Annotated in this window: 18 protein-coding genes; 8 read left to right on the top strand and 10 right to left on the bottom strand. The window is 64.2% G+C overall.

Annotated features, from left to right (window positions below):
* Positions 1–5 precede the first annotated feature (5 nt).
* The 4 genes from RBA41_RS04360 to miaB all read right to left on the bottom strand — a co-directional run bounded on the left by RBA41_RS04360 (position 6) and on the right by miaB (position 5,450).
* Positions 6–2,342 carry a hypothetical protein gene (locus tag RBA41_RS04360; RefSeq protein ID WP_306621423.1) on the bottom strand — a complete coding sequence of 779 codons (2,337 nt, stop codon included), beginning with the start codon at positions 2,340–2,342 and terminating at the stop codon, positions 6–8.
* 252 nt (positions 2,343–2,594) lie between these two features.
* Positions 2,595–3,059 (bottom strand): rRNA maturation RNase YbeY, encoded by a 465-nt coding sequence (ybeY, locus tag RBA41_RS04355; protein ID WP_306621420.1) that lies wholly within the window; start codon positions 3,057–3,059, stop codon positions 2,595–2,597.
* Positions 3,043–4,092 (bottom strand): PhoH family protein, encoded by a 1,050-nt coding sequence (locus tag RBA41_RS04350; RefSeq protein ID WP_306621418.1) that lies wholly within the window; start codon positions 4,090–4,092, stop codon positions 3,043–3,045. Before RBA41_RS04350 ends, ybeY begins: the two co-directional genes overlap by 17 nt.
* Complete coding sequence (gene miaB, locus RBA41_RS04345) at positions 4,089–5,450, bottom strand: tRNA (N6-isopentenyl adenosine(37)-C2)-methylthiotransferase MiaB (protein ID WP_306621416.1); 1,362 nt, start codon at positions 5,448–5,450, stop codon at positions 4,089–4,091. Before miaB ends, RBA41_RS04350 begins: the two co-directional genes overlap by 4 nt.
* A 605-nt stretch (positions 5,451–6,055) precedes the next feature.
* Here miaB and RBA41_RS04340 point away from each other — a divergent pair.
* The gene (locus tag RBA41_RS04340; RefSeq protein ID WP_099875234.1) at positions 6,056–6,397 is read left to right on the top strand and encodes a hypothetical protein; all 342 of its coding nucleotides are present in this window, start codon (positions 6,056–6,058) and stop codon (positions 6,395–6,397) included.
* A gap of 81 nt (positions 6,398–6,478) precedes the next feature.
* On the opposite strand, the gene RBA41_RS04335 is transcribed toward RBA41_RS04340, so the two are convergent.
* Together RBA41_RS04335 and RBA41_RS04330 are read right to left on the bottom strand one after the other, a co-directional pair.
* Positions 6,479–7,321, bottom strand: coding sequence for an HDOD domain-containing protein (locus tag RBA41_RS04335; RefSeq protein ID WP_306621412.1), 843 nt, complete (start codon positions 7,319–7,321; stop codon positions 6,479–6,481).
* Entirely contained in the window at positions 7,318–7,671 is a 354-nt protein-coding gene (locus tag RBA41_RS04330) for a hypothetical protein (RefSeq protein ID WP_306621410.1), read from the bottom strand. Before RBA41_RS04330 ends, RBA41_RS04335 begins: the two co-directional genes overlap by 4 nt.
* A gap of 170 nt (positions 7,672–7,841) precedes the next feature.
* Here RBA41_RS04330 and RBA41_RS04325 point away from each other — a divergent pair, with 170 nt between their 5' ends.
* From RBA41_RS04325 to RBA41_RS04315, 3 genes are all read left to right on the top strand, one after another.
* On the top strand, positions 7,842–9,470 hold the full coding sequence (locus tag RBA41_RS04325; RefSeq protein WP_306621408.1) for a sensor histidine kinase: 1,629 nt from the start codon (positions 7,842–7,844) through the stop codon (positions 9,468–9,470).
* Positions 9,471–9,654: 184 nt separating this feature from the next.
* Complete coding sequence (gstA, locus tag RBA41_RS04320) at positions 9,655–10,263, top strand: glutathione transferase GstA (RefSeq protein WP_306621406.1); 609 nt, start codon at positions 9,655–9,657, stop codon at positions 10,261–10,263.
* A 3-nt stretch (positions 10,264–10,266) separates the two neighbouring features.
* Positions 10,267–10,821 carry a DUF1697 domain-containing protein gene (locus RBA41_RS04315; protein ID WP_306621404.1) on the top strand — a complete coding sequence of 185 codons (555 nt, stop codon included), beginning with the start codon at positions 10,267–10,269 and terminating at the stop codon, positions 10,819–10,821.
* A 61-nt stretch (positions 10,822–10,882) separates the two neighbouring features.
* Here RBA41_RS04315 and RBA41_RS04310 read toward each other — a convergent pair whose 3' ends face one another.
* Both RBA41_RS04310 and RBA41_RS04305 read right to left on the bottom strand, forming a co-directional pair.
* Positions 10,883–11,191: a PEP-CTERM sorting domain-containing protein gene (locus RBA41_RS04310; protein WP_306621402.1), complete on the bottom strand. Its 309-nt coding sequence runs from the start codon at positions 11,189–11,191 to the stop codon at positions 10,883–10,885.
* A 204-nt stretch (positions 11,192–11,395) separates the two neighbouring features.
* Positions 11,396–11,533 (bottom strand): hypothetical protein, encoded by a 138-nt coding sequence (locus RBA41_RS04305; RefSeq protein ID WP_157778460.1) that lies wholly within the window; start codon positions 11,531–11,533, stop codon positions 11,396–11,398.
* A 453-nt stretch (positions 11,534–11,986) separates the two neighbouring features.
* Here RBA41_RS04305 and RBA41_RS04300 point away from each other — a divergent pair, with 453 nt between their 5' ends.
* Positions 11,987–13,951: an AAA family ATPase gene (locus tag RBA41_RS04300; RefSeq protein ID WP_306621399.1), complete on the top strand. Its 1,965-nt coding sequence runs from the start codon at positions 11,987–11,989 to the stop codon at positions 13,949–13,951.
* A gap of 90 nt (positions 13,952–14,041) precedes the next feature.
* Here the strand turns inward: RBA41_RS04300 and RBA41_RS04295 are convergent, their stop codons facing one another.
* Together RBA41_RS04295 and RBA41_RS04290 are read right to left on the bottom strand one after the other, a co-directional pair.
* Positions 14,042–15,754 carry a cation:proton antiporter domain-containing protein gene (locus RBA41_RS04295; protein ID WP_306621397.1) on the bottom strand — a complete coding sequence of 571 codons (1,713 nt, stop codon included), beginning with the start codon at positions 15,752–15,754 and terminating at the stop codon, positions 14,042–14,044.
* Positions 15,755–15,817: 63 nt separating this feature from the next.
* Positions 15,818–16,453: a TetR/AcrR family transcriptional regulator gene (locus RBA41_RS04290; RefSeq protein ID WP_306621395.1), complete on the bottom strand. Its 636-nt coding sequence runs from the start codon at positions 16,451–16,453 to the stop codon at positions 15,818–15,820.
* Between the two features lie 102 nt (positions 16,454–16,555).
* On the opposite strand from RBA41_RS04290, the gene RBA41_RS04285 reads away from it, so the two are divergent.
* Genes RBA41_RS04285 through RBA41_RS04275 form a run of 3 tightly spaced genes read left to right on the top strand, consistent with a single transcriptional unit; the run spans position 16,556 to position 20,058 of the window.
* Positions 16,556–17,740: a lipid-transfer protein gene (locus tag RBA41_RS04285; protein ID WP_306621393.1), complete on the top strand. Its 1,185-nt coding sequence runs from the start codon at positions 16,556–16,558 to the stop codon at positions 17,738–17,740.
* Positions 17,740–18,894 (top strand): acyl-CoA dehydrogenase family protein, encoded by a 1,155-nt coding sequence (locus RBA41_RS04280; protein ID WP_306621391.1) that lies wholly within the window; start codon positions 17,740–17,742, stop codon positions 18,892–18,894. The genes RBA41_RS04285 and RBA41_RS04280 overlap by 1 nt, the downstream gene beginning before the upstream one ends.
* 12 nt (positions 18,895–18,906) lie before the next feature.
* A complete protein-coding gene (locus RBA41_RS04275) occupies positions 18,907–20,058 on the top strand; it encodes a CaiB/BaiF CoA transferase family protein (protein WP_306621389.1) in 1,152 nt (383 codons plus the stop codon).
* Positions 20,059–20,146: the final 88 nt, after the last annotated feature.

Below are 20,146 nucleotides of genomic sequence, written 5' to 3'. Positions count from 1 at the left end.
CGCCGTTACACCATCGCGCCGCCCTTCCACGCGCTGACCAGTTCCTGCGGCCAGAACTGGCGCGGCGCGATCATCAGGCACAAGGTGTCCGGGTGCGTGAGCACCGGGAACCACGCGCCCTGCATCACGTCGGCCGGCATGTGCTTGCGGATCGCCAGGAAGGCCGAGATCATCACGCGGCGGCGCGTGAGCATGTCCGGCACCGCCAGGTCTTGCGGGCGTTGCAGCTCATTGGCCAGGCAGGTGGTGATGTGCTGCAGCGGCGCCGGGGTATCCTTGCCCTTGCCCTTGTACGCGGACAGCTCTTGCGAGACGCGCTGCAGGGCTTGCGGGCGCGCTTCAAAATGGCGATCGAGGCTGTACGCCAGCAGCGCCGGCATGTCGTGCGGTCCCTCGGCGAACAGGGCGTTATTGGCCTGTACCAGCGACGCCCACACCACCATGCCGCGTTCGAGCAGCAGGTGCTGGCGGCGGTAGATGTCGGCCAGGCTGTCGTTGCCCAGCCAGCCCGGATTGTCCGCGTACATCGTGCCGTAGTCGGCCGGCGTGGCCGCGCGGCGCCACTTCAGGACGGCGTTGCGGATCTGGTCGAGCGCCAGGTCCATCCTGGGTTCGGCCGGCCATTGTTCGATATCGCCCGGCGCCAGCGGGTTGGCACCGTCGGCGCCCTGCGGCAGCAGCTTGCGCGCGTAGTCCTGCAGCGATTCGGCGCGCGCATCGGTCAGCAAGGCGCTGACGGTGGCCAGCGGGTAGGTGGTGTGTTCGACGCTGTCGAGAAAAACCAGGAAATCGCGCGCGCGCGGGCGCTGGCGGGCAAAGGCCGGATGCGCGCGCACCATGTCGTCGTAGTTCATCCATTGCCACTGGCTGGGGTCGGGCGTATTGCTGCGGATGACTTCACCGAGATAGGCACCGGCCGCGTCGACCAGGCGCGCGAGCAGCGGCGCCGCAACCTTGCCGGCGCTGTGGCGCTGGCGCACCTGCACCAGCCAGGCTTCGAGCGGGCGCAGCGAGGCGAAGCTGTAGTCGAGTTGATCGCGCCGCAGCTGCGCTTCGAGCGGCAGGCCGGCGGCGTCCGCGACAGCGTCCTGTCCGAGCAGCATGGCGCACAGGCGCGGGATGCGGCAAGCCATGTCGTCGACCCGCGCGCAGGCGCTGGCGTCGCTCACGGCCAACTGGGCATACCAGCGCGCCACGCTGTCGCGGGTGCCGTTGACGATGTGGTCGAGCACCTGCAGGTGCGGATGGCACACGCGAGCGCGGTGCGTGCGCACCACCATCAGGCGCTGCTGGCCGCGCGTGACGTAGCCCCACTGGCCGCCGATCTGGCTGGCGATCACGGACCCGAGGTAGCAGCCGGCGCGGATGGCCCAGCTGGTGGCGATCGGGCTGCTGAAGGCGGCGTTGGCCGGCTGCTTGCTGCGTTCGTGCATGTAGAAGACGTGCAGCTTGTCGAGCAGGCCGGCCAGCACGGTGATGCTGGTGCCGCTGCCATCGAGGGCGATCCGGTATTTGTCGTGCACGTGCGCGACCAGCCTGGCCTGTTCGGCGTGGGCGCTCGCATATACCTCGCGGTCGCTGGCAAAACCGGGGCGGTGCGCGCTCAGGCCCGGCCCGGGACTGACCATGGTGGCGCTGTGGGCGAGCGGGCCGAGTTGCGCCGATGCGAGGAACAGCAGCGAGCTTGCGTCGTGCGCGAAGCGGTAGAACGGCTGGTGCCCGGGGTTGGCGCCGATCGCGGCGTCGACGCGCGCGGCCAGGTTGCGCAGCACGCGCAGGGTGGCCGTATTGCAGGCCTCCGGCCGCGTCGCCAGCTCGATCGTCAAGGCGTTGGCGGCAGCGTCGCCCTCGTCGAACAACTGCAGGTGCGGGCCGTTGCGGTTGGCGTTGGCGTAGGCCAGGCCAGGGGGGGGCACGGCCGGCAGGCTCGCTTCGAGCTGCTCGGGCCAGAGCTGCTGGGCACTGTCGATACGCCGCACGCCGTTGGCGCAGGCGGCGCCGATGGCCGGCGGCAGGCCGGGGGCGCCGTGCAGCGGCGTGCAGACCATGTCGAGCGCGTCGTCGAAGACGGCGCAGCCCAATTCGCGCATGCACTCCCACACCAGCGCGCGCAGGGGCGCGTCGAAACGCGGACGCTCGAAGCCGACGCACAGCGCGCCGCCGGTGCGCTCGCCGATGATGGTGGCGCCGGCGGCCGTCTGGCCGGCTGCGAAGGTGATTTCAGTGTCGTACAAGCCGCGCCCAAGTTTGCCGTGGCGCGCGAGGATGGAGATCAGGACATCGAAAGGCATGGCTGCGGGCTCGCCGTTGGCGAATCGCTGCAGGTAAAGAAAAGTGGTCACGGAGGTCCAGGAAAAGGTGCTGTGCCGCGCAGGAGCGCCGCCGTACTGACGATTTAAATTTTTCCGTATGGTACTTCAGAGGCCTGTCCCGGGTCCATCAAAGTGTTAGCATTGTGGCATGAAAGTGACAGGTGCCATGGTGGAAGCGCTGCCGAATCCGGACGCAGGTCATGGCTGTGCAAATACGGTGGGGTGGGGCGCGCCCCCGCCGGGGGGGCGGGATGCGTGGACACGGCGTGCCCACGCGGAGCATCAGGAAGCGTAGGGGTCGGGGTAGCCGAGGGCGGCGAGGATGTCGCGTTCGAGCTGCTCCATCTCGGTTGCTTCGTCGTCGTCGTCATGGTCGTAGCCCTGCGCGTGCAGCACGCCGTGCACGATCAGGTGGGCGCTGTGCTCTTCCACGGTTTTTTTCTGTTCCAGCGCTTCTTTTTCAAGCACGTCGGTGCACAGGATGATGTCGGCGCGGGTCGGCTCATCCTCGCCGATGTCTTCGCCTTCGTTGTAGGCGAAGGTCAGCACGTTGGTGGCGTAATCCTTGGCGCGGTAGTCGCGATTGAGGATGCGGCCTTCCTCGGCGTCGACGAAGCGGATGGTCAGTTCGGCCGGCGCGAACAGCGCCGCCTGCACCCAGCGCCGCACTTTCTGGCGCGTGATCGATTCCTGCAGGCGGGCGTCCGGATACTGGACCGAGAGGGAAAGCTTATTTTTTGCGGACATTTTTAGCTGCGGCAGGTTTCGGCAAGGCGACCAGGTCGTCGACCGAGGCGGCGCTCTCGTAGGCATCGACGATGCGCGCCACCAGCGGGTGACGCACCACGTCGGCGCTCGAGAACTGGGTAAAGGCGATCCCGCGCACGTCTTTCAGCACATGCACGGCGTCGCTCAAGCCGCTCTTTTGCGTCTTGTGCAGGTCGACCTGGGTGACGTCGCCGGTGACCACGGCCTTGCTGCCGAAGCCGATCCGGGTCAGGAACATCTTCATCTGTTCGACCGTCGTGTTCTGGGCTTCGTCGAGAATGACGAAGGCGTGATTGAGCGTGCGTCCGCGCATGTAGGCCAGCGGGGCGATCTCGATCACCTGTTTCTCGAACATTTTCTGGGTGCGGTCGAAACCGAGCAGGTCGTACAGCGCGTCGTACAGGGGGCGCAGGTACGGATCGATTTTTTGCGTCAGGTCGCCCGGCAAAAAGCCGAGGCGCTCGCCCGCTTCCACCGCGGGGCGGGTCAGGATGATGCGCTTGACGGCATCGCGTTCGAGCGCATCGACCGCGCAGGCCACCGCCAGGTAGGTCTTGCCGGTACCGGCGGGACCGACGCCGAAGCTGATGTCGTGTTCGAGGATCGAGCGCAGGTACTGGATCTGGTGCGGGGTGCGCCCGCGCAGGTCGTGGCGGCGGGTTTTCAGTACCGGGCTGTTGATTTCGATGTCGGGCAGCGCTTCGGTCGGCGTGCTGTCCGGGCTGTGCTGGTTGTGCAGGCCGGAGCGCTGTTCGACCAGCGCCAGCTGCACTTCCTCGATCGGGACGACCTTGTTGGCGACCTCGTAGAAGCGTTCCAGGATCTGGACCGCGTGTTCGGCGTTATGGCCGCTGACGATGAATTTTTCGCCGCGCCGGAAGATGGTCACGTCGAGCGCGGACGAGATCTGGCGCAGGTTTTCGTCGAGCGGGCCGCACAGGTGGGCCAGGCGCGTGTTGTCGAGCGGCTCGGGAATGAAGTAGTGAGGCTGGATGGGTGTCTTGGTTTTCAACTGGCGCAGGCTAAAGTGTCACCGCGCGCAACGAGTTCGCCGCGCAGGGTGTAGTTAAAACTCTCGGTGATGCGCACGTCGGCCATCTGGCCGATCAGCGCGCTCGCATTGATGCCGGGCTCAAAATTGACGACCCGGTTGTTTTCGGTGCGGCCCTGCAGTTCGGCGGCGTTCTTCACGGACGGGCCTTCGACCAGGATGCGCTGCACCGTGCCGACCATGGCGGCGCTGTACTTGCGCGTGTTGGCGTCGATCGCCGCCTGCAGCTGCTGCAGGCGCGCCAGCTTGACCTCGTGCGGGGTGTCGTCGGCCAGGTTGGCGGCCGGGGTGCCGGGGCGCTTGCTGAAGATGAAGCTGTAGCTGGTATCGAAACCGACGTCGGCGATCAGTTTCATCATGGCGTCGAAGTCGGCCTGGGTCTCGCCCGGGAAGCCGACGATGAAGTCGGACGAAATCGACATGTTCGGGCGCACCGCGCGGATGCGGCGGATGATCGACTTGTATTCGAGGCCGGTGTAGCCGCGCTTCATGGCACTGAGTACATTGTCGGCGCCATGCTGGGCCGGCAAGTACAGGTGGTCGACCAGTTGCGGGATCCTGGCGTAGGCGTCGATCAGGCGCTGGGTGAATTCCTTCGGGTGGCTGGTGACGAAGCGAATCCGCTCGATGCCGGGAATGTCGGCCACATATTCGAGCAGCAGGGCGAAGTCGGCGACGTCGCCGCCTTCCATGACGCCGCGGAAGGCGTTCACGTTCTGGCCGAGCAGGGTGATTTCCTTCACGCCCTGGGCGGCCAGGCCGGCCACTTCGGTCAGCACATCCTCGAAGCGGCGCGAGACTTCCTCGCCGCGGGTGTAGGGCACCACGCAGTAGCTGCAGTATTTGCTGCAGCCTTCCATGATCGACACGAAGGCCGAGGCGCCGTCGACCTTGGCCGGCGGCAGGTGGTCGAATTTTTCGATTTCGGGAAAGCTGATGTCGACCTGGGCGTCGCCGCTGGCGCGGCGCTCGCGCATCATCTGCGGCAGGCGGTGCAGCGTTTGCGGGCCGAACACCATGTCGACGTAGGGCGCGCGCTTGACGATGGCCGCGCCTTCCTGCGAGGCAACGCAGCCGCCGACCCCGATCAGCAGGTCGGGCCTGGCCAGCTTGAGCTCGCGCAGGCGGCCGAGATCGGAAAACACTTTTTCTTGCGCTTTTTCGCGCACCGAGCAGGTATTGAGCAAGATCACATCGGCGTCTTCCGGCGTGTCGGTGCGTACCAGGCCGTCGGAAGCGCCGAGCACGTCGGCCATCTTGTCCGAGTCGTACTCGTTCATTTGGCAACCGAAGGTTTTGATGAAGACTTTTTTCTGCATGGAATGATCAACGTGGCGCTGCAGCCTGGTTTCAGGCGGGGTTGCCAGTTTATCGTAAATCAGCGGGGGCGGCCATTCCCGCGACATGCACGCTTCCGGGGGCCGTTCATTGCGCAAAATCAACGGTCGAGCTAGCCACCCGTCACTCTTGCGTATCGCGGAGAAAAGTTTCGCACAATAATCTTTCACAATTGCTTCATTGCACACTACCTATTTCTTCTTGTAAATCAATGAGTTCCGATGGAATTCTCAAGGCGGACTGAACACAAGAAATGTTCTTGCGTGCGCCACAATTTATCCCCATGTGTTGAAATGACTATGTGACAAGCTTTCCGGCGGATACCTTGATTTCAAACAATGACACCTATGCGCGGGTAAGTTGTACTAAAGGCATATGAGTCTCATAATTAGTTTGCAATTCAAGTGCGTTGGAAGTGAGTAGCGCAGAGCGCATACGATCCGGGAACGTGCTTTTAAGCCAGTTATCAGATTTATTCTGTTTAATCACGCTCAAGGGCGATTTTCCGGGAACTTATTAAGACGCGTATGGGTCTTTAACATAGTTCGTAACGGCATTATTTCAACCACTCACCACGAGGTAAATCATGGCACACCATGCTCTGGCATCACAGGAAAGTTATAACCCCAACCACCTGCTCGACATTCTGCTTGGCAAGATGCAACTGAAAAACGATGCTGCGCTGTCGCGCATGCTCGAAGTCGCGCCACCGGTCATCAGCAAGATCCGCCACCACCGTCTGCCGGTTGGCGCCTCGCTCCTGATCCGCATGCACGAAGTGACCGGCATGAGCATCCGCGACCTGCGCGACCTGATGGGCGACCGCCGCACCAAGTATCGCCTGTCGGATGCCCAAGGCCGTCCAAAGGCGACCGAGGAAAAAAGCACGCCACCAGACGCCTCGACGTCCGGTAACTATGCGCACTAAGTCCTCCGGCATGGCGGTTTCAGCTGTCATGCCAGCGGAACGGGGCGCCTGATTCCGCCTCTGCACGCAGAGGCGGGTCGGTCAGCCCATCAGGATCATCGTGATTTCTTCGTACTGCAGTTCGGTTTCGCGGAACACTTGCAGGTAGCATTCTTCGTTCAGTCCCAATGCGGTCCATGCAACCGGCGACACCGCGGGCACCAGATCGTCGTCTTCGCGCCCCAGGTCGAGCGCATGCACGACGGCGTTGGCCACATGCACGATAGTGGCCAGCAAGCCTGCATCAGGCGCGCCGGGATCATGATGGAAGGCGATCGCCATCTTCATCGTATCCGAAAAATTCCAGTGCTCGGCCAGCGCCACGCCGGCCTGCACATGGTCCACACCCAATACCGCCATCTCGGCATCTTGCACATACGTGTCGTTGACCGCGCGGAACTGCATTACCTGCTGATACAAATCCGGATAGCTGCTCACCAGCACCAGGCGCCCGATGTCGTGCAGCAGCCCGGCCGTGAAGGCGTAATCCTGGTTGAAACGCACGCGCCGCGCCAGCACCTTGGCACAGCAGGCGGTGCCGATCGAGTGGCGCCAGAACGCCTTGTGGTCGAAGGCGGGGCAGCGGCCCTCGGCGAAGCAGCCGGTCAGGGCCGAGGCCGTGATCAGGTTGCGCGTGGTCTGGAAACCGAGGTAGGTAATCGCCTGCTGGATGGTGGTCACGCGCACCTGCAAGCCGTACAGCGAGGAATTGGCCAGGCGCAGGGTCTTGGCGGTGAGGGCCTGGTCGTGCGAGACTTTCCTGGCCAGCACCGTGATGTCGATGTCTTCCTGGTCGATGCTGGTGAGCAGTTCCATCACCACCGCCGGCAGCGAGGGCAGGTCGGCCAGGCGCCGCAGCACGTCGTCGAGCACGATGGCGCTCACAAGGCGACCTCGCGCGCGGCGCGGTAATCTTCCACGTAGCGGCGCAGGGCGCTGGTGGCCCAGTCGTGCGCGTCTTCCGGCTGGTGCTTGCGAAACAGCCTGGCCAGGCGCTGTCCGCTGGCCGCCAGGTCGGACGCGCTACGCGGCGCGGCCGGGGCCGGCGCCGCGGCGCCGCTGCGCAGCACGGGCACGGCATCGATGCCGTGGCTCGGCAGCAAGGCGATGGTGCGGTCGGTCAGGATGGCGCCCTTGGGCAGCAGGACTTGCCCCTGGCGGTCGAGCAGGTCGTCGGACAAAACCATTCCCGGCTCCACTTCCGCCAGGGCCAGGTGCTGGTAAGCTGCGCTCATAGGCATCCTCCCTCGTAATGCTACGATCTTACCATTGCTGATCCGGGCTGTGCGCCACGCAAAAACCTTAGTTTGCACAGGTAGGCACCTCAATTTCTTGCCAAGGGGAAGGGCTTACCGTACATTCGGAGATGCATCGCGCGCATACGCTGGTGATCGGGAGGAATCGGATGTTCAGTATTCAAAGCCGGCTGAAACTGCTCTTCGTGGTGATCGTCACCCTGGTGCTGAGCATTTCCGGCAGCTTTACCCAGTATTCGCTGGGCAAGGCGCTGGAAGAAAGCAACCAGCGCTTGCGCAAGGGCGTGATCACGCGTTTGCAGATCAGTCTGCCATCGGCCCTGTGGGACCTGGACAAATCCAAGGTCGACAGCATCGTCGAAGCCGAAATGCTGCCGCCCGAGGTGGTGTCGATCCGCGTCTACGACAGCTCGGTCGGCCTGTTCGCGGGCAAGGTGCGCGCGCCGGACGGCAAGCTGGTGGCGGTCGAGCGCGCCCCGGAACCGGGCGGCCAGGCGGTCGACGCCCCGCTGGTGTTCCTGGAGGGCGGCTCGGCCAGCGCCTCGATCAAGCCGGTGTCGGTAGGGCGGGTGGTGATCAATTTCAGCCGCGCCCAGATCGACCAGACCCTCGCGTCCGAGCTGATGCGCAAGGTGATCGATGTGCTGGTGCTCGACCTGATCCTGGTGGCGGCGCTGGCGCTGTCGCTGCGGGTGGTGTTCGAGCCGCTCAAGCAATTGCGCGACGGCCTGTTCGACCTGGCCACGCGCGGCAGCGACGAGGTCGAGGAATTGCCCGAGAACCGGCGCGACGAGCTCGGCGACGTGATCCGCGGCTTCAACCAGATCCAGCGCCGCTTGAAATCGACCATCGGCCGCATCCGCGAAGCCGAAGATGCGGCGCGCCGCTCGGCCCAGCAGACCGCCCAGGCGCTGCAGGACTTGCGCCAGACCCAGGAATCCCTGCTCCAGGCTGAACGGCTCGCCTCGCTCGGCAGCCTGGTGGCCGGGGTCGCGCACGAAATCAACACCCCGGTCGGCATCGCCCTGACCAGCGCCTCGGTGCTCAAGGCCGCCACCGACGAGCTGGAAGTTGCCGTCAACGGCGCCGGCCTGAAAAAGTCGGATATCCTGCGCTACGTCGAGACGGCCAGCGAAAGCGCGCGCCTGATCATGAACAATTGCTACCGCGCGGCGCACCTGATCCACAGCTTCAAGCAGATCGCGGTCGACCAGACCAGCGAGGCGCGCCGCCCCTTCGGCCTGCACGAATACATCGAAGAAATTGTCTCCAGCCTCCAGCCCAAGCTCAAGAAAACCCCGATCACGCTGGTGCTCAATTGCCCCGACGAGATCGTGCTCGACAGCTATCCGGGCGCCTTCGCCCAGGTCATCACCAATCTGACCCTCAATTGCGTGGAGCACGCGTTCGAGGTCGATACCGCCGGCGAAATCATGATCAGCGCCCGCCTCGACGGCGACGTGGTCGAATTGCACGTCAAGGATGACGGCAGGGGCATCGCCCCGGAGGCGCTCGACCGCATCTTCGACCCGTTTTTCACCACCCGGCGCGGCCAGGGCGGCACCGGGCTGGGCCTCAATATCGTGTACAACCTGATCGTCAAGCAGTTCATCGGCACCATCGCCGTGAGCAGTACCCTGGGGCAGGGCACCCATTTCACCCTGCGCATCCCGCGCGTGACGCCGGTCGATGGCGAGGCCGAGGCCAAAGCCGGGGCCAAGGCCGGGGACGGGACCAATGCCGACACCCTTCCGGCGGGGCCGGGCGTACAGGCTTGACAGCCGGTTGCGGCGGATGAGCGTCGCCCGCGGCAGGCGCTGAGCGCCACCCTTGCGCGTGCCCAAGCGCGAGCGCTCGTTTTATTGTACGCTTGCCATTCTTTGGCCGTGCCCTTGCCGGGTGCCGCCCCCGTCTCCGCGCCAGGCATGCTGGCTGCGCCCATTTGCCTCTCAAAGGACCATCATGAAACTGTACTTCAGTCCCGGTGCTTGCTCCCTCTCTCCCCACATCGTCCTGCTCGAAGCAGGGCTGGCATTCACGACCGAAAGCGTCGATTTGAGAAAGAAGGTCACTGCCAGCGGGGCCGACTTCAGCGCCATCAATCCCAAGGGATACGTGCCCGCCCTCGACACCGAACAGGGCATGCTGCTGACCGAAGGCCCGGCCATCGTCCAGTACCTGGCTGACCTGGCTCCCGAGAAAAAGCTGGCGCCGGCCGCCGGCACCCCGGAGCGCTACGTGCTCATCGAGTGGCTCAATTTCATTTCGACCGAGCTGCACAAGAACTTCAGCCCGCTGTTCCGTCCCAACGCCGGCGCAGAACTGACCGGCTATGCGCGCGCCAACCTGACCTTGCGCTTCGGCTATGTCGAACGCATGCTCGACGGACGCGAGTACCTGACCGGCGCCCGGTTCACGGTGGCCGATGCCTATCTGTTTACCGTGCTGAACTGGGCGAATATCGTCAAGTTCGACCTGTCGGCCTTTCCGCTGCTGCAAGCGTTCCACAAGCGCGTGGGCGAGCGTCCCCTGGTGCAGCAGGCGCTGCGCGACGAAGGCTTGCTCAAGTAAGTCATGACCCGGCAACGCTATATTGCCCTGCTGCGCGGCATCAACGTCGGCCGCGCCAAGCGCATCGCCATGGCCGACCTGCGCCAGCTCGTCGGCGAACTGGGCTGCACCGAGGTGCGCACGCTGCTTAATAGCGGCAACGTGGTGTTCAACGCCCCGTGCCAGGCGCCGGCGGCGCTGGCGGCCCTGATCCAGGATGCGCTGGTGGTCAAGCTGGGCGTGGCGGCAAGGGTGATGGTGCTCGTCAGCGACGAGCTCGACCGTATCGTCGCCGCCAATCCGCTGCTGCCGGTGGCCAACGATCATGCGCGCCTGCTGGTATTCGCGTTCAGCGACCCGGGCGCAGCGGCCTTGCTGGCGCCGCTGGCGGCGCTGGACTGGGCGCCGGAACAACTGGCCGTGGCGGACCTGGCCGCCTACCTGTGGTGTCCCGCTGGCGTGCTCGACAGCAAAATCGCCGTGGCGATGGGCAAGCTGCTGGGCGATGGCATGACCTCGCGCAACTGGAACACGGTCTGCAAGCTCCAGGCGCTGTGCGCCGGCACCGTCAAGGATTGAAGGGGCGGGGCAGGCAAAAAAAATCCCGCACATGGCGGGATTTTTTTCGTGCATTCTTTAATTAGCGGAACTTCTCGCCACTTTCGCGGCGCGCGCGGTATCCGATCAGTACCAGGCCCAGGAGCATCATCGCGAACACTTCAGGCTCGGGCAATTCCGACATCTGTGGGGCAGGCATCGCGGCCATTTCCATGGCGGTCATCCGAGGGTGGGAATCCATGTGGGCGGTTGCCGCCTGTGGATTGTCCACGACTTCGATAGCGCTCGCCGGTGCGGCGGCGACCAGGGCGAGCATGAAAGCTGCTGCGACTGCGTATTTTTTCACGGTGTTCCTCTTCTTTTTGGTTTTCGCAAGCGCAGGATTACTCATGCTGCATTGCAACCAGATGAGCAGTAAATGCGAATCATCGGGCTATGTATTTAACCACGCTCACCACCGATTTCCAAGCCATTCCGCTATAAACGTCGTTTTTTTGATGTTTTATTGACCAGAGGAATTAACATTTCTCGGTAAATGCTGCACTGCGGCAAAATGCAAGAAAACTGTTAAAAAGACAGGAGGGTTGACGTGGGGTTACGGCTCGCTGTCGCGCGACAGCAATCCCAGGCAGTAAGCGGCATCGGACAGATCGACCGCACCGGTAAGGTGGTCGTCGTCGACAAGGGGGCGGGCGCCGAACAGGCCGGCGAAGTAAGCGAAGAGTCGACGCATGTCACTAATCCATTCGTGGGTTTTAAGGATCATCTAATGATCGCCATTTAGCATCAAGGGCTGATACGAAATGTTACGAACATACGGACATTTCCCGGGCGCGCCTTGAGCTTGCTCAGGTCCACCACAAGACGCATTGTCGAGTTGATCAGAGGTGTTGCGTCGCAAAATTTTTTCAGCAGATCAAGGTATACCTGGCTTTTTTTTGGCGGTATAGTTCCCCTATCCCTATTGCCATCAGGCATTTAATTGATGGCAAAGGAGCATGCCGGTGCCACGTCGCCCGGCGTGCAGCTGTACCGTCAGGCGACATCGATTGGCCACATGGTTTGCGGAAATTCTCATGGTCCAGATATCGAACGTCGCTGTCACTGCCGCTCCTCACCATCGCGCGGCAGGAAACGATGTTTGCATAGTAATTCCGTCCGCAGCCACCATTCATAGAGTAACCACATGCCCAATCTTGCCAAGCTCCAGCTCGCCCTCAAGAATGTCTACGTGCGCATCGGCGCCGGACTCCTGTTCGTCCTGCTTGTCGGTTTGGCCATCTACAACGCCGACGTGGAGCAGGACACCAGCCCGCTGGTCTATTCCCAGGACATTTCGCGCATCACCGCGCTGGCCTCGCAGAAGGACAAGCTGGAATACCTGATGGTGGCCAAGCCGCTGTCGGAGTCGCCGCGCTACGTCTTCAAGTTCAAGGATGCGCCGCAGCTGCACGTGATCAAGGTGCCGAGCACCTCGCACCTGAGCCTGGAGCGTGAAGTGCTGCTCAAGAACGCCATTCCGTATTCGATCGCCAAGGAAGACTACCTGGCCTCGCACAAGGCGGTCCTGCTCGACGAGGGCCAGAACGCCGCCAGCGCCGAAGCGCTTGCCTTCCTCAAGCGCCACGCGCTCGATATCTTCCTGATCCTCCTGATCCTGTACGCGATCAAGTTCGGCATCCCCGGCATGGGCATGAGCGCCGCCGTCATCATGCCGGACAAGCTCAAAGGCAGCATGGATGACCTGATCGGCATGGAAGACATCAAGCAGGAAGTGCTGCACCTCGAAGACATGATCCGCAACCGCAGCGAATACAAGTCGCACAACATCGACAAGCCGTTCAACGTGATGCTGACCGGCCCCGCCGGCACCGGCAAGACCAAGCTGGTTGGCTACCTGGCCAAGAAGCTCAATGTGCCGCTGATCCAGGCCTCCGGCTCGGCGCTCGAATCGGGCTACGTGGGCGGCGGCTCCAAGGCGCTCAATGCGCTGTACCGCAAGGCTTGTGCGCGCGGCAGCTGCATCATCTTCCTGGACGAAGCGCAAACCCTGTTCATGCCGCGCGGCCGCGGCGAAAAGAAGTGGGAAGACGACACCGCCAACACGCTTCTGGGCCTGCTCGACGGCGTCAAGAGCGACAAGGGCGCCGGCGTGATCTGGGTGGTGGCCTCGAACTTCGACGACGCCTCGGTCGAGATGGATGAAGCGATGCTGCGCCGCTTCTCGGTCAAGATCAATTTCCGCCTGCCGAACAAGGGCGAGCGCGGTGCGCTGCTCAAGAACTTTTTGGGCCGCAAGAAGGATGGCCTGGTCGACTGGAACGACCTCGATCTGGGCCAGGTTGCCGAAATGACCGCCAACCTCAGTCCCGCGCTGCTGGAAACCGTGGTCGAACGCGCCAGCATGATCTCGATCCAGGAAAAGGCGATCATCAACACCGATCTGATGTTCCGTGCTTTTGAGCGCGCCACGCTGGGCCTGACCGACCGCGCCACCACGGCTGAAAAGCACAAGCAGCGCGAGCGCGTGGCGCTGCACGAACTGGGGCACTTCTTCATGCAGATCGATCCGTATCTGCGCCAGGGCATGACCTTGGCCGAGGTCAAGGAAAAATCGCACCTGCTCAAGATCAGCACCGAGTCGGTGTCCAAGCTCGGCGCGCTGGGGTATGTGCTGCAGTCGGGCGACGACGTGTCGCTGCGTACGCTCGAAGAACTGGAGCAGGACGTGATCCAGCTGTACGGCGGCGTGGCGGCCGAGGAGCTGTTTTACGGGGCGCGCGGGATTTCCGTGGGCAGCCAGAACGACATCGAGAAAGCCACCAAGATGCTCAACCTGATGGTCAACCGCCTGTCGATGTATTCGCGCTCGAAGATCGATTACACGCAGTTGAAGAACGAAGGCAGCGGCGAGCACACGATCCGCCAGGTGGAAGAGAAGTCGGACGAGTTGTACAGCTACACCCTGGGCGCGATCCGCGACTACAAGGCCGTGATCGAGTCGATCAAGGATATCCTGCTCGACCAGTACGTGCTGTCGAAGGATGCCGTCTTTGCGCTGTTGGAAGAGCGCCGCGACCTGCTGGCCTTTCACGTCGCCGGCCAGCGTTTGGGGAATCTGAAGCTGTGTACCGAGGCTGCTGCGGTTTAATACCAACAACCTCCAAACCGTCGTTTCTGCCATTGGCAGAAACGACTTCCCGCCGAGTGCCGCCTTGGTGCGGGAGCGACGAGCTAGTTGTTAATGTGGCTTCAGCGCCGCCAGATCCACGCTGATCTGCTCGGCCATGCTGCGCGCCAGCTCCCTCTCCCCGACGAACACCCGGCTGCCGGTTTCCTTGCGCAGCAACTCCGCCTCTTCCTCGTTATGCGTGCGCACCAGCGTGCGAATCCCCGGATTGAGCGCGCGCGCCGTTTCGATCATGGCGCGCACATGGAAGGTATCGGGCGTGGCAATGACCAGCAAAGCCGCGCGCGCGATGTGCGCCTGGATCAGCACCGCCGGTTCGGCCGCATTGCCCACCACCGCCGCGATATCGCGCTTGCGCAGCTGGTCGACCAGCTCGCGGTTCTGCTCCGCCACCACGATATGCACGCCCTGCGCCATGAGCGCATCGGCGATCATGCGTCCGACCCGCCCGTACCCGACCAGCACCACCTGCCCGCTCAGGCGCTCCTGCGGCACCGACATCGGCAGCTCGGCCAGCGGATCGGTGGAGCGTTCCAGCTTGCGCGCCGCATCCGACTTGCTGCGCAGCCAGCGCTGCAGCGGTTCGATCGTCTTGAACAGCATGGGATTGAGCGCGATCGAGATGATCGCCCCGGCCAGGATCAGGCTCTGGCCTTCTTTCGGCAGCAACCCGAGCGACATGCCCAGCGCCGCCAGGATGAACGAGAACTCGCCGATCTGCGCCAGGCTGGCCGACACCGTCAGCGCCGTATTGAGCGGATAGCGCAGCGCGACCACCAGCGCAAAGGCCACCAGCGACTTGCCGAACATGATCACGCCGACCACCGCCAGTACCCGCAGCGGGCTGTCGACCAGCACCATCGGATCGGCCAGCATGCCGACCGAGACGAAAAACAGCACCGAAAACGCATCGCGCAGCGGCAGCGATTCTTCGGCCGCGCGGTGGCTCAGGGGCGACTCGCGCAGCACCATCCCGGCAAAGAACGCGCCCAGCGCGAACGAGACGCCAAACAGTTCCGACGAGCCGTAGGCAATGCCCACCGCGGTGGCCACGACCGCCAGCGTAAACAGTTCGCGCGAACCGGTGCGCGCCACGCGCCACAAGAACCACGGGAACAGCTTGCGCCCCACCGCCAGCATGAACACAATGAAGGCGGCTACCTGGCCCAGGGTCATCCCCAAGGTTTTCCAGATGTTCGCGTCCGCGCCGGCGGCGGCGCCGTCGGGGCCCGTTCCGCCCAAGGCGCCGGCCAGCGCCGGCAGCATCACCAGCATCAGCACCGTGACCAGATCCTCGACCACCAGCCAGCCGACCGCGATGCGGCCATTGATCGAATCGAGTATGCCCAGGTCCTCCAGCGCCCGCAGCAGCACCACCGTGCTGGCCACCGACAGCGCCAGCCCGAACACCAGGCCGGCGCCCAGGCTCCAGCCCCACAGGTAGGCCATGCCGATCCCCATGCCGGTGGCCGCGCCGATCTGCAGCACCGCCCCGGGCACGGCGATGCCGCGCACTTCCATCAGGTCGTCGAGCGAGAAGTGCAGCCCGACTCCGAACATCAGCAGCATCACGCCGATTTCGGCCAGTTGCCCGGCCAGCGCCACATCGGCCACGAAGCCCGGCGTGGCCGGTCCGATCACGATCCCCGCGGCCAGGTAGCCGACCAGCGCCGGCAATTTGAAGCGCACGGCGATCATGCCGAATATGAGGCCGAAGCCAAGTGCGGCGGCGATGGTGGTGATCAGGCTGATGTTGTGGTGCATACGGACGCTCTCCTCGTGATGGGCGGAGCCCGCAGTATACTTTACATGGCCTTGTAAGGACGACTACGGCACCGTGGCCAATGCCAGCAGCACCTTGCGCACCGAGGCGCGCACCGCCACGAATTCGGCGCGGCGCCCGGCTTTATCGAGCCGGAACAGCATCAGGCCCTCGATCTGCGCCACCATCAGGATGGCGCGCTGGCGGTATTCGTCGTCGCCGATGGCGGGATTGAGACCGCGAATGAGCTTGAAGATGGCCTTGCGCTCGCGCGCCATCATGGTGTCCATCAGGCTCGATGCGAAGGCGTTGCGCGACGCCAGGGCCCAGATCTCGAAGAAGATCGCATGCGTGACCGGGTCGGTGATCTCGTCGAGGAACATGTCGCAGGTCGACAGGAACTGGTCCAGGCGCGGGGCGCTCGTCATGGCCGCCGAAATCGAATCCATCTTCGACTGGAACAGGTCCATCGTGTAGAGCAGCAGCGCTTCGAGCAGCGCATCCTTGCTCTGGTAGTAGTGCTGCACGTTCGACAGGCTGATGCCCACCTCCAGTGCCACCCGGCGCATCGACAGCCCGGCATAGCCCTCGGCCGCGAGCAGGGTGCGCGCCGCGCGCAGGATGTCGTGGGCCCGTCCCAGCCCTTTTTCGGTGGTGACGGAGGCTTTGTTCTTGAGGGCGCTGGCGAGATGACTGGACATGGACCGGATTATCGCATGGCGCTATGCAAAGCAGGTCGGCTGACCTATAATCGACGCACTAGGTCGAGCGACCTAGTTCATAAAATACTTCAGGAGACGCGCATGAGCCGCAACGTTTTTGTCACTGGCGTGGGCATGATCCCCTTCGCCAAGCCGGGCGCCAGCGCCCCGTACGACCAGATGGGCGCCCTGGCCGCGCGCCAGGCGCTCGACGACGCCGGCGTGGCCTACGACGACATCGAGCAGGCCTACGCCGGCTACGTGTACGGCGACTCGACCAGCGGCCAGAAGGCGCTGTACCAGGTCGGCATGAGCGGCATCCCGATCGTCAACGTCAATAACAACTGCTCGACCGGATCGACCGCCCTGTTCTTGGCGCGCCAGGCCATCGCCAGCGGCGCCGCCGAATGCGTGCTGGTACTCGGCTTCGAGCAAATGAGCCCGGGCGCGCTCGGTTCCGTGTTCGCCGACCGTCCCAGCCCGTTCGAGCCGTTCGACGCCGTCACCGATGAACTGGTCGGCATGCCCGACATTCCGCTGGCGCTGCGCTACTTCGGCGGCGCCGGCCTGGCCCACATGAAAAAATACGGCACCCCGTTCGACGCCTTTGCCAAGATCCGCGCCAAGGCCAGCCGCCACGCCGCGAACAATCCGCTGGCACTGTTCCGCAAGGAAGTCACACCCCAGGACGTGCTCGACGCGCCGATGATCTGGCCGGGGGTGATGACGCGCCTGATGGCCTGCCCCCCGACCTGCGGCGCCGCGGCCGCGGTGCTGGTATCGGAAGACTTCGCAAAAAAGCGTGGACTGAAGGCCGACGTCTACATCGCCGCGCAAGCCATGACCACCGACCGCCCCAGCACCTTCGAGTCGGGCGACATGATGCGCCTGGTCGGCTACGACATGAGCCGCGCCGCCGCCGACAAGGTGTACGCGCAGGCCGGCATCGGCCCGGGCGATCTCGATGTCGTCGAACTGCACGACTGCTTCGCCCACAATGAGCTGATCACCTACGAAGCGCTGGGCCTGTGCCCGGAGGGCGGCGCCGACAAATTCATCAACGATGGCGACAACACCTACGGCGGCAAGGTCGTTACCAATCCGTCCGGCGGCCTGCTCTCGAAAGGGCATCCGCTCGGCGCCACCGGCCTGGCCCAGTGCTACGAGCTGACCCACCAGCTGCGCGGCAGCGCCGGCGCGCGCCAGGTCGACGGCGCCCGCGTCGCGCTGCAGCACAACCTGGGCCTGGGCGGCGCCTGCGTGGTCACCATGTACCGGGCCGCATGATGGAGATGAACATTTGCGGCACCTCGCCCTGGATGACGCCTGAACTGGAAGGCTTTCGCGACGCCGTACGCCGCTTCGTGGCCAGCGAAGTCGCGCCGCACCAGCAGCGCTGGCGCGAGCAGCAGCACGTCGACCGCGACCTGTGGCACAAGGGCGGCGCCATGGGCATCCTGTGCGCCGACATTCCCGAGCAGTATGGCGGTTCCGGCGGCAGCTTCGCGCACCAGGCCATCGTGTTCGAGGAACTGGGCTATTGTGGCGACATGGCCTTCGGCATCCACGTGCACGCCATCGTCGCCCACTATCTGCTTAACCAGGGTACCGAAGCGCAAAAGCTCAAGTACCTGCCCAAGCTGGCCAGCGGCGAGATGGTGGCGGCGATCGCCATGTCCGAGCCGGGCGCCGGCTCCGACCTGAAAGGCATCCGCACCACGGCCGTCAAGACGCCTGATGGCTACAAGGTGAACGGCTCCAAGACCTTCATCTCGAACGGCTACCTGGCCGATCTGGTCGTGGTGGTGGTCAAGACCAATGCCGACGCAGGCGCCAAGGGCGTCTCGCTGCTGCTGATGGAAACGAAGGACAACCCGGGCTTTCGCGTCGGCCGCATTCTCGAGAAGGTCGGACAAAAGGGCCAGGACACCTGCGAGCTGTTTTTCGATAACGCCCATGTGGAGCTGGATAATGTGCTGGGCGGCGCCGAGGGCCAGGGTTTCGCCCAGCTGATGACCGAGCTGCCGTACGAACGCACCATCCTCGGCGTGGCCGGCGTGGCCGCGATCGAACGCGCGCTGCGCCTGACAATCGACTACACGCGCGAGCGGCGCGCCTTCGGCCAGGCCTTGATCGACATGCAGAACACGCGCTTCGTGCTGGCCGAAATCAAGACCGAGGCCACGATTGCGCGCATCTTCGTCGACCGCTGCATCGACGAGACCATCAAGGGCAAGATGGACACGGTGACCGCCTCGATGGCCAAATACTGGATCTCGGACCTGCAATGCAAGGTGATCGACCAGTGCGTGCAGCTCTTTGGCGGCTACGGCTACATGCTCGAATATCCGATTGCCCAGATGTACGTGGACGCACGGGTGCAGCGCATCTACGGCGGCGCCAATGAGATCATGAAGGAAATCATCGCCCGTTCACTTTAGGAGCGCACCACTATGGCAGGACCGCTGGCAGGAATCAAAGTGATCGAAATGGCCGGCCTCGGACCCTGTCCGTTCGCCGCCATGATGTTGGCCGACATGGGCGCGCAAGTGATCCGCATCGAGCGCAAGAGCGCGCCCGGCGCGGCCACCCCGTTCCCCATGCTGGGCACGAAGTACGACGTACTGGCGCGCGGACGGCGTTCGCTGGCGCTGGACCTCAAGCAGCCGGCCGCGCAGGCGATCGCGCTGGAACTGATCGCAAAGGCCGACGTGGTGCTCGAAGGATTCCGCCCCGGCGTGATGGAGCGGCTCGGCCTCGGGCCGGACGCCTGCCTGGCGCGCAACGCCGCGCTGGTGTACGGGCGCGTCACCGGCTGGGGCCAGGCTGGCCCGCTGGCGCAGGCGGCGGGGCATGACATCAATTACATCGCCCTGAGCGGCATGCTGCACGCGATGGGCCGCGCCGATGCGCCGCCGGCGCCGCCCCTGAACCTGGTGGGCGACTTCGGCGGGGGAGGGATGATGCTCGCCTTCGGCGTGGTCTGCGCCGTTCTGGAAGCGCGCACTTCGGGCAAGGGCCAGGTGATCGACGCCGCCATGACCGACGGCGCCGCACTTCTGGGCGCCATGATGTACGGCTTGCGCGCGCAGGGCGGCTGGAGCAACGGGCGCGAAGCCAACCTGCTCGACGGCGGCGCCCATTTCTACGACACCTACGCCTGCGCCGACGGCAAGTTCGTTTCAGTGGGCGCGATCGAGCCGCAGTTCTACGCCCTGCTGCTCAAGCTTGCCGGCACCGACGATCCGGCTTTCGACGCCCAGATGGACCCGGCCAGCTGGCCCGCCCTGAGCGGCAAAATGGCGGCGCTTTTTGCGCGGCGCACGCGCGACGAGTGGTGCGCGCTGATGGAAGGGACCGACGCCTGCTTCGCGCCCGTGCTCGACCTGGACGAAGCGCCCCTGCATCCGCACAACGCCGCCCGAGCCACTTTCGTCGAGGTCGACGGCGTCATGCAGCCGGCGCCGGCGCCGCGCTTTTCGCGCACCGTGCCGGAGCTGAGCGGTGCGCCTGCGTACCCCGGCCAGCACAGCGCGGCGGTGCTGGTGGACTGGGGCTGGGATGATGCCGCGATTGCCAATCTGGCCGCCCAGGGAGTCATTTGACCGGATGTTGCGCTTGTGTGGCCGGATTAACCGGCGCCGGCGGCGATCAGGAGTAAGATCGTGATAGTCAAACACCATGCGGAGGCAC

The sequence above is a fragment of the Massilia scottii genome, assembly GCF_030846495.1.
Lineage (GTDB): Bacteria > Pseudomonadota > Gammaproteobacteria > Burkholderiales > Burkholderiaceae_D > Telluria_A > Telluria_A violaceinigra.
Note: the sequence above shows the minus strand (reverse complement) of the source record. Positions and strands in the feature narration are given on the sequence as shown.

Excerpts from the sequence above, each read along its gene's own strand:
- ybeY (WP_306621420.1), bottom strand. The coding sequence starts at position 3,059 with ATGTCCGCAAAAAATAAGCTTTCCCTCTCGGTCCAGTATCCGGACGCC.
- miaB (WP_306621416.1), bottom strand. The coding sequence starts at position 5,450 with ATGCAGAAAAAAGTCTTCATCAAAACCTTCGGTTGCCAAATGAACGAG.
- RBA41_RS04340 (WP_099875234.1), top strand. The coding sequence starts at position 6,056 with ATGGCACACCATGCTCTGGCATCACAGGAAAGTTATAACCCCAACCAC.
- RBA41_RS04330 (WP_306621410.1), bottom strand. The coding sequence starts at position 7,671 with ATGAGCGCAGCTTACCAGCACCTGGCCCTGGCGGAAGTGGAGCCGGGA.
- RBA41_RS04325 (WP_306621408.1), top strand. The coding sequence starts at position 7,842 with ATGTTCAGTATTCAAAGCCGGCTGAAACTGCTCTTCGTGGTGATCGTC.
- gstA (WP_306621406.1), top strand. The coding sequence starts at position 9,655 with ATGAAACTGTACTTCAGTCCCGGTGCTTGCTCCCTCTCTCCCCACATC.
- RBA41_RS04315 (WP_306621404.1), top strand. The coding sequence starts at position 10,267 with ATGACCCGGCAACGCTATATTGCCCTGCTGCGCGGCATCAACGTCGGC.
- RBA41_RS04310 (WP_306621402.1), bottom strand. The coding sequence starts at position 11,191 with ATGAGTAATCCTGCGCTTGCGAAAACCAAAAAGAAGAGGAACACCGTG.
- RBA41_RS04305 (WP_157778460.1), bottom strand. The coding sequence starts at position 11,533 with ATGCGTCGACTCTTCGCTTACTTCGCCGGCCTGTTCGGCGCCCGCCCC.
- RBA41_RS04300 (WP_306621399.1), top strand. The coding sequence starts at position 11,987 with ATGCCCAATCTTGCCAAGCTCCAGCTCGCCCTCAAGAATGTCTACGTG.
- RBA41_RS04295 (WP_306621397.1), bottom strand. The coding sequence starts at position 15,754 with ATGCACCACAACATCAGCCTGATCACCACCATCGCCGCCGCACTTGGC.
- RBA41_RS04290 (WP_306621395.1), bottom strand. The coding sequence starts at position 16,453 with ATGTCCAGTCATCTCGCCAGCGCCCTCAAGAACAAAGCCTCCGTCACC.
- RBA41_RS04285 (WP_306621393.1), top strand. The coding sequence starts at position 16,556 with ATGAGCCGCAACGTTTTTGTCACTGGCGTGGGCATGATCCCCTTCGCC.
- RBA41_RS04280 (WP_306621391.1), top strand. The coding sequence starts at position 17,740 with ATGGAGATGAACATTTGCGGCACCTCGCCCTGGATGACGCCTGAACTG.
- RBA41_RS04275 (WP_306621389.1), top strand. The coding sequence starts at position 18,907 with ATGGCAGGACCGCTGGCAGGAATCAAAGTGATCGAAATGGCCGGCCTC.